Origin of the sequence: Candidatus Magnetominusculus dajiuhuensis, from assembly GCF_046044395.1 — a bacterium.
Classification (GTDB): domain Bacteria; phylum Nitrospirota; class Thermodesulfovibrionia; order Thermodesulfovibrionales; family Magnetobacteriaceae; genus Magnetominusculus; species Magnetominusculus dajiuhuensis.
Genome location: NZ_JBJUSG010000156.1, coordinates 1 through 7,044, shown reverse-complemented (window position 1 = coordinate 7,044; position 7,044 = coordinate 1). Strand labels below are relative to the sequence as shown.

General features: G+C 44.7%; 6 protein-coding genes. 3 read left to right on the top strand and 3 right to left on the bottom strand.

Annotated elements, in window-relative coordinates; genetic code table 11:
• From AB7D94_RS15555 to AB7D94_RS15545, 3 genes are all read left to right on the top strand, one after another.
• A partial coding sequence (locus AB7D94_RS15555) for an EAL domain-containing protein (protein ID WP_420266901.1) occupies positions 1 to 1,786 on the top strand: 1,786 nt, incomplete at its 5' end.
• Positions 1,787 to 1,947: 161 nt separating this feature from the next.
• Entirely contained in the window at positions 1,948 to 3,219 is a 1,272-nt protein-coding gene (locus AB7D94_RS15550; protein ID WP_420266900.1) for a magnesium transporter, read from the top strand.
• 61 nt (positions 3,220 to 3,280) lie between these two features.
• Positions 3,281 to 3,568 (top strand): hypothetical protein, encoded by a 288-nt coding sequence (locus AB7D94_RS15545; protein ID WP_420266899.1) that lies wholly within the window; start codon positions 3,281 to 3,283, stop codon positions 3,566 to 3,568.
• Between the two features lie 59 nt (positions 3,569 to 3,627).
• On the opposite strand, the gene AB7D94_RS15540 is transcribed toward AB7D94_RS15545, so the two are convergent.
• The 3 genes from AB7D94_RS15540 to gmd all read right to left on the bottom strand — a co-directional run bounded on the left by AB7D94_RS15540 (position 3,628) and on the right by gmd (position 6,923).
• On the bottom strand, positions 3,628 to 4,527 hold the full coding sequence (locus AB7D94_RS15540; RefSeq protein WP_420266898.1) for an ATP-binding protein: 900 nt from the start codon (positions 4,525 to 4,527) through the stop codon (positions 3,628 to 3,630).
• Between the two features lie 195 nt (positions 4,528 to 4,722).
• Positions 4,723 to 5,790, bottom strand: coding sequence for a GDP-L-fucose synthase family protein (locus AB7D94_RS15535; RefSeq protein ID WP_420266897.1), 1,068 nt, complete (start codon positions 5,788 to 5,790; stop codon positions 4,723 to 4,725).
• Positions 5,787 to 6,923 carry a GDP-mannose 4,6-dehydratase gene (gmd, locus tag AB7D94_RS15530; RefSeq protein ID WP_420266896.1) on the bottom strand — a complete coding sequence of 379 codons (1,137 nt, stop codon included), beginning with the start codon at positions 6,921 to 6,923 and terminating at the stop codon, positions 5,787 to 5,789. Before gmd ends, AB7D94_RS15535 begins: the two co-directional genes overlap by 4 nt.
• Positions 6,924 to 7,044 lie beyond the last annotated feature (121 nt).

Below are 7,044 nucleotides of genomic sequence, written 5' to 3'. Positions count from 1 at the left end.
TGATTATACTATACATACTACCAGTATCGTTCTTGCCTTCACCGAGAATCGCTGCAACATACGGATTATGCTTGACAAATATTACGACACTGTAATGTCCAGACATATGAATGACACTGTATTGTTCAATGCCTTGATCAATGCAAGGTTTCAATTTGACGAAAAAAGGGGACTCAATTTCAGTGATTTCTTCTACGCCGCTTGCAGGGACAACAGAGAGTTTTTTGTAGAGGACATAGACTACGAATGTAACGATAGCAGATTCAAGATCGTATTGTTGAACATCTTCGACAACAACGAGAAAAACTGCTGGTACAACAATTTGATCCGCTATATGATACTGAGCTGCATTTATGACAACAATGCCACTCCAGTGCAACTGATAATCCTTTTCGACAAATTCATGAGACTTGGTTTTGCGCCTGACTCAATATCTTCTTGTTTGAAGGCATTTCAACAGGCCGACATGATCAGGACAGACCATTATGACACGCTCTTCATAGATCGCGAATCCACAGAGAGAGTTGTATGCACGATGGCAGGAAAGTATTACATCGAACGCCTTATAAGGTCTCTGGAGTATGCAGAAATGATGCAGTTTTCGACCATGTCCTCCCATGTCAAAAAGAGTCTCCTCAAAAAAGATGCTCTGACCAGATATTCCAGAAGAAGACTTATCCCTGACTTTGTGAACTACTTATATAATGAAGAACTTATTGCTGAAGCGGTTATCTCCAACTTCTATGATTATGAAACATATAAGGAATTGATGAATGGTTGTGTCAAGAGTTTTTCGGATATACTCAGAATCTCGTACAAATCCTACTTTTCTCAGATTGCGGAGAGAAAGAAAACAACCGAAAAAGGAATCAGAAGAACAATCGATAGCAAACAGAGGAATATACTGGAACAAATTATCAAGATGCTGGATGAAAGGGTCATATACCTGGGAACACTCAATTTGCTTAAAAGATTGAAAAAACCAGTAAGCACCATCATTCCTGCGACACCTTTGATTGTGGCGAACAGAATTGTCGAAAGTTATTACGCTGACAAAAATGGGATGAAAGATGTAAACGTCCTGAAACTGGAAGCTATTTGCAGGCTTACATTGAATGGGATAGAAAACTATGCTGAAGAGGTACTTTTCGAGGGGTACGATAACGTGAAGGGAGGTCTGATTTTCTCCGATCTCTCATACAGAAAAGACACTCTAAAAAAACTGGACTTTATCCTGCTTCGGACAGTAAAAGCCTTCTTGCCCAAGATTGCCGCGGCAGGTACTGGATGTGTATCTGTAAATCTTTCCGACGCACTCATTGAAGATACCGAGCTTTGCCATCATATCCTAAGCGAGCTGGCTGAAACTGTAACGGACGTTTCATTCAATTGTGAGCTTGTAATTGAGCTGCCGGAGAAAATAGAAGCAGAAAACATCGTCAAAGCCAAAAATATAATAAACAAATTCAACATGTTTAAATACGCACTGGACGACTTCTATACCCATGAAAGTATACACAAACACATATACGACGACCTCCCTGATATGATCCATTGGCTAAAAGTGGACTTTGTCTTCTTCAAAAAATTTTACGAACATATAAGAAATAAGCTGAGAGAGTCAATCCTTGTACTGATTGACGATATCAAAAGAAGAAACCTTAACACATGTGTTGTCGTGGAAGGAGTCGAACTACCGGAACATAGGATTTTCCTAAGAGAGATAATTAAGATAACCGGTTTCGACAGGCTTTACATACAGGGGTGGGGGGTTAAAAAGGTATAACTCTATCAAAACACCCGTGGTCGCTACTCCGGTGACAAAGAGTATTTCAATCAAGGGTTCATTCGCGCCAAAGCACTGCCGGTTATCTCATTTTTTGTTGAAATTATCTCATCGCGCTATGTTATTATTATCCTGCGTTTTAATATAGGTGGAGTTTATCTATGCCTCTTGTTGGTGAGATATTTTTAAGTGAGATACTGAAAAAGCCGGTCTTTGACCAGAAGGGCGAGGACCTTGGCCGAATCAGGGATGTTGTTGTCGTCAAAGGCATTACCCTGCCCGACCTTGAAGCAATTATTATCGAAAAGAAAAAGACACTCTACTGTCTCCACTACAAAACACTTACCGTCTTCAACAAGCGCATCATTACCACTACTCAAACAAAAGACAATCTGCCGCGCTATGAGCGCTATGACGAGGACCTGCTCGCCGTGCGCGATATTCTCGATAAACAAGTGGTTGATATTAACGGCGCAAAGGTGGTTCGCGTTAACGACATTAAGATCGAAGCCTATAAGGGCAGTGCCGTGTTTGTGGCCATTGATGTCGGCATGAGGGGCATTCTAAGGCGCTTTGGCGTGGAAAAACGGGGGGAGAATTTCCTGCGCTTATTCAGGATTCCCCTTCCCTTTAATCTCATCAGGTGGGACTACCTGCAGCCCCTCAGCCCTCGCCTTACGTCTATCTCTCTGACTATGCCCCAACAAATGCTCTCAAAGATGCACCCGGCAGATTTGGCCGATATTATCCACTCCGTCTCCAGAGAAGAGGGTGCGTCATTCTTTCACCAGCTTGACGTCGAATCTGCGGCTGAAACCCTTACAGAGCTTCAAACAGAGACTCAGCTTGAAATACTCTCAGGCATGGACACCGAAAAGGCCGCCGACATTATCGAGGAGATGTCCCCAGACGACGCGGCTGATATTCTCAGTGATTTGCCTGCAACCAGGACACAGGAAATCCTCGGCACAATCGAACCCGAAGACGCCGACAACATCGCCGAACTCCTCTGCCACGAACAGGATACCGCGGGCGGCCTTATGAACACTGAATATCTCATCTACCCGGAGTCGGCAACTATAGCTGAGACCATAGAGAAATTCAGAGAGGACGCCAAGGACATTGATACCATTTACCATATCTACGTCAGCGGCGAAGATGAATGCAGTGAACAGTTAGTGGGGGTTATCACGCTTAAGGAGCTGTTTCTCAGCGACCCCGAACTCAAATTGTCTGCCATCATGGAGACTAACATAAAATCACTCCACACCGAAGACGACGAGGATGTGGTTGCCGCCATGATCTCTAAATACAATCTCGTGGCAATTCCCGTGTGCAACGACGCTCAGCAAATGATAGGGCTGGTTACCGTAGATGACATAATTGACCAGATGCTGCCGCCGTCGGCAAAAAGAAAAAGAAAAAAAATCTGACGGCCAATGATTATTAACCGTGAAGACCTAAATATACCAGTATTATAGTGAGGTGGCGGACATGAATGACGACAGTACGTTTATCGGTTTTCTGATGAATCACAATTTTACCGTTACCCTTGGGCAGATTATCATGTTTTTCATTGCTAATTCATTATGCCTGTTAATGGGGCGGTTCAGGCTTGGGCTGTTGCTTTCTTATACGTTTGTTTTTTATTGGGGGTTTATTTACAACCGCGAATATTTGTTGGGCATACTTGGCGGGACAGAGTGGGGTCTTATTTTGTATATGTTTTGCGGCGTGGTTATCTTGTTTACGTTTTTAGTGGCGTCGTTCAGAAGGGAATGACCACAGTTGCCGTTGAATTGCGTCAGAGGACATCAGCCGCCGCCACGGTCTCTGATACTTCATATTTCTATCCTAACCTCACACCCACCATCAATATTTCTTAACTCAATGGTGCCTTTCATACTATTTTCAACAAGTATCTTAGTAATATATAAACCAAGCCCTCTTCCTCTGGCCTTGTCTCTGGTAGTGAAATAAGGGTCGAATATTTTACCCAAAATGTCCTCAGGCACTCCACCACCATTATCCATAATAGTTATTACTATTTTACCGGTGATTGCGTCCCTAAATGACTTTATTTTAACAATGCCGTTAGTAATACATCGCACATCAAATATATCATTAACATTAGTTAACAAATTCAGTATCACTTGGGCAAACTCATCCGGACAAAAAGACGCGATCAAGCCCTCTTCTAATTCTTTATCAATTACAGCACCTTTTGATTTAAAAGTTGCACCGATAAGTAATAATGTGTCGTTTATTATATCTGAAATATTAATTTCAATATGTTGTGCGTCATTCGCGTAAAAGTTACTAAACCTGTTTATTACTTCTGATAAATCAACCAACTCTTTCATAATATCTGAAACATTTTTTTTCAGATAATTCTCATTTAATTCCTTGTGCAAATAGGCGTCTTTTATATCCTGAGCAATGACACCTATTGAGCATAGGGGTTGTCTCCAGTGATGTGCGATATTAACCAATAGCTCACCCATTGCAATATGACGGGATTGTTTATAAATGAAGTAATCTTTTATTCTGCTTTCGTTGAGTAATTCTATTTCTTTATTCTTTGATAGTCCAAATTGAACTATCAAATTAGCAAACAGCAACAGGAAATCTACTATCGTTTTTATATCTTCTTTAGAAAGTATCGGCACATCGGATAAAGATCCGAGATACATTGTTTTACTAAACCCGCACTCTTCGGATAGCTCCTGAAGCTTACCCATATTGAAAATATCTGATATGTTATACATAATGTTGTCTTTGACCCTGACTCCGATTCAGACCATTTTCTCCTATTCATCTTATAAAATCACACCACGCCGCTGGTTAGAATAACATATCGGATGAGCCACTATCAATAGGGGTAGACCCAACATTGGACAAAAAAGGCTTCTTTTGTCTATTGTTGGGCAAATTACTCATTTGTCTGAGACTTGATGTAAATAGGATTCGTATGCCCTTCTTATCCCTTCTTCAAGGGCTATTGTCGGGTGCCAGCCAAGCGCCTTTATATTAGACACGTCGAGGAGTTTTCTGGGGGTGCCGTCGGGTTTTGTACTGTCATAGCGAACTTCACCCTTAAATCCAACTATGTCTTTTACCATCGCGGCGATGTCTTTTATTTGCATATCCTCGCCCGTCCCAATGTTGAGCAGCTCACCAATGGCCTCGTGCCCGTAGCGTTCCATCAGATAAACACATGCCCCGGCCAGCTCGTCTGAATACAGGAATTCCCTGTACGGCTCACCGCTGCCCCATAAGGTGACGGCAGAGGCCGTGACGCCAAGGCTTTCCAGAACTGCTATGGGGTCGCTGTCATGCAGGGCGTCTATGCCGAAGCCCACCGGGGAGGCGGCGAGGTCTCTTCTTATCGCACCCTGACAGTCGTTGCCGCCTTTTTCCATGATGCGGGCGAGGTGGAATTTCCTTATCAGGGCAGGAAGCACATGTGCCGTTTCGAGGTTATAGTTGTCAAAAGGGCCATACAGATTCGTCGGCATGACGGTCAAAAAATCAGTGCCGTACTGCTCGTTATAGTATCTGCAGAGCTTTATGGCCGCTATTTTAGCTATGGCATAAGGCTCGTTTGTAGGCTCAAGCGGGCCTGTAAGGAGGTGTTCCTCTTTCATCGGCTGCGGGGCATGTCTGGGGTATATGCACGAAGACCCCAGATTTATCAGTTTCCTTACGCCGTACTTCCACGCGCAGTTGACAATGTTTGCGGCTATCATCAGGTTATCGTATATGAAATCGGCCTTATATGTGCTGTTTGCAATGATGCCGCCCACCTTAGCCGCGGCCAGAAAGACATACTCTGGCCTTTCGGCCTCGAAAAACCTCTCCGTATCCACCTGGCGCCTGAGGTCCAGCTCTGAACTCGTCCTCAGTATTATATTCGTATATGCCTTGTCTCTGAGATGTCTTAATATTGCAGAGCCGACGAGGCCCTTGTGTCCTGCAAGGAATATCCCTGACGTTTTATTCATCTGCGCGCTTCAGCAGCCGCGCTTGTCCAGTTGAGACCTTTTTCGGCGAGGATTATGTTGCCTTGCCCCGGCGGGGCCAGATTGGCGGCCTCCATATCGGCGTCAACCATGATCTTAACAAGCTCCGTAAACGTAACGCGGGGCTGCCAGTTCAACGTCTCAGACGCCTTTGTTATATCAGCAAGAAGGACATTCACCTCTGTGGGGCGAAAATACCCGGGGTCTATTTCTATTATTACGTCGCCGGGCGTCAGGACGCAGCCATGCGATGAGGAGAGCGATTTAACTATACCTTGTTCATTTACGCCTGAACCTTTCCACTCGATTTCAACTCCAGCATAGCCAAAGGCTTGCTCAACAAATTCCCTCACCGTATGGGTTTGCCCCGTGCCAATGGCATAATCGCCCGGTCTGTCCTGTTGAAGAATGAGCCACTGGCAATATACATATTCAGGCGCAAAACCCCAGTCGCGCTTAGAGTCTATATTGCCGAGATAGAGTTTTTTCTGTTTGCCCGCAATAATAGCGGCCACCGACATAGTAACCTTTCTCGTGACGAATGTCTCTCCGCGCCGGGGGGATTCGTGGTTAAACAAAATACCATTACAGGCAAACATGTCGTAGCCTTCCCTGTAGTTTACCGTCATCCAGTAGGCGTAGACCTTTGCGGCGGCATATGGGCTTCTGGGACAAAAAGGTGTGAGTTCGTTTTGCGGGGCAGGGGCAGCGCCAAACATCTCAGAGGAAGAGGCCTGATAGAATTTCGAGACAACCCCGCTTTTTCTCAGTGCCTCAAGGACGCGCGTCGTTCCCAGTCCCGTTACGTCGCCGGTGTATTCGGGCATGTCGAAACTTACCCTGACATGGCTCTGAGCGCCGAGATGGTAGATTTCATCCGGCTTGACGTTGTAAATTATGCTTGTCAGTTGGCTGGAGTCCGAGAGGTCGCCGAAGTTTAAGAAGAATCTTACATCGGGGTCGTGTTTGTCCACAAAGATATGGTCAATTCTGCCGGTATTAAAAGTGCTTGCCCTGCGGATTATGCCGTGAACCTCATAACCCTTAGACAACAGCAACTCGGCCAGATACGAGCCGTCCTGCCCTGTAATCCCTGTAATCAATGCCCTTTTCAAGCCATGCCCTCCGCCCTCGGTAATGAGGACATTCTAAAATTAAGACGCCGGTTGTGTCAAGACCGGATTTAGACCCAAGCTCCGATATAGAAATTTGCACCTATTGATAAAAGGGTTTTTG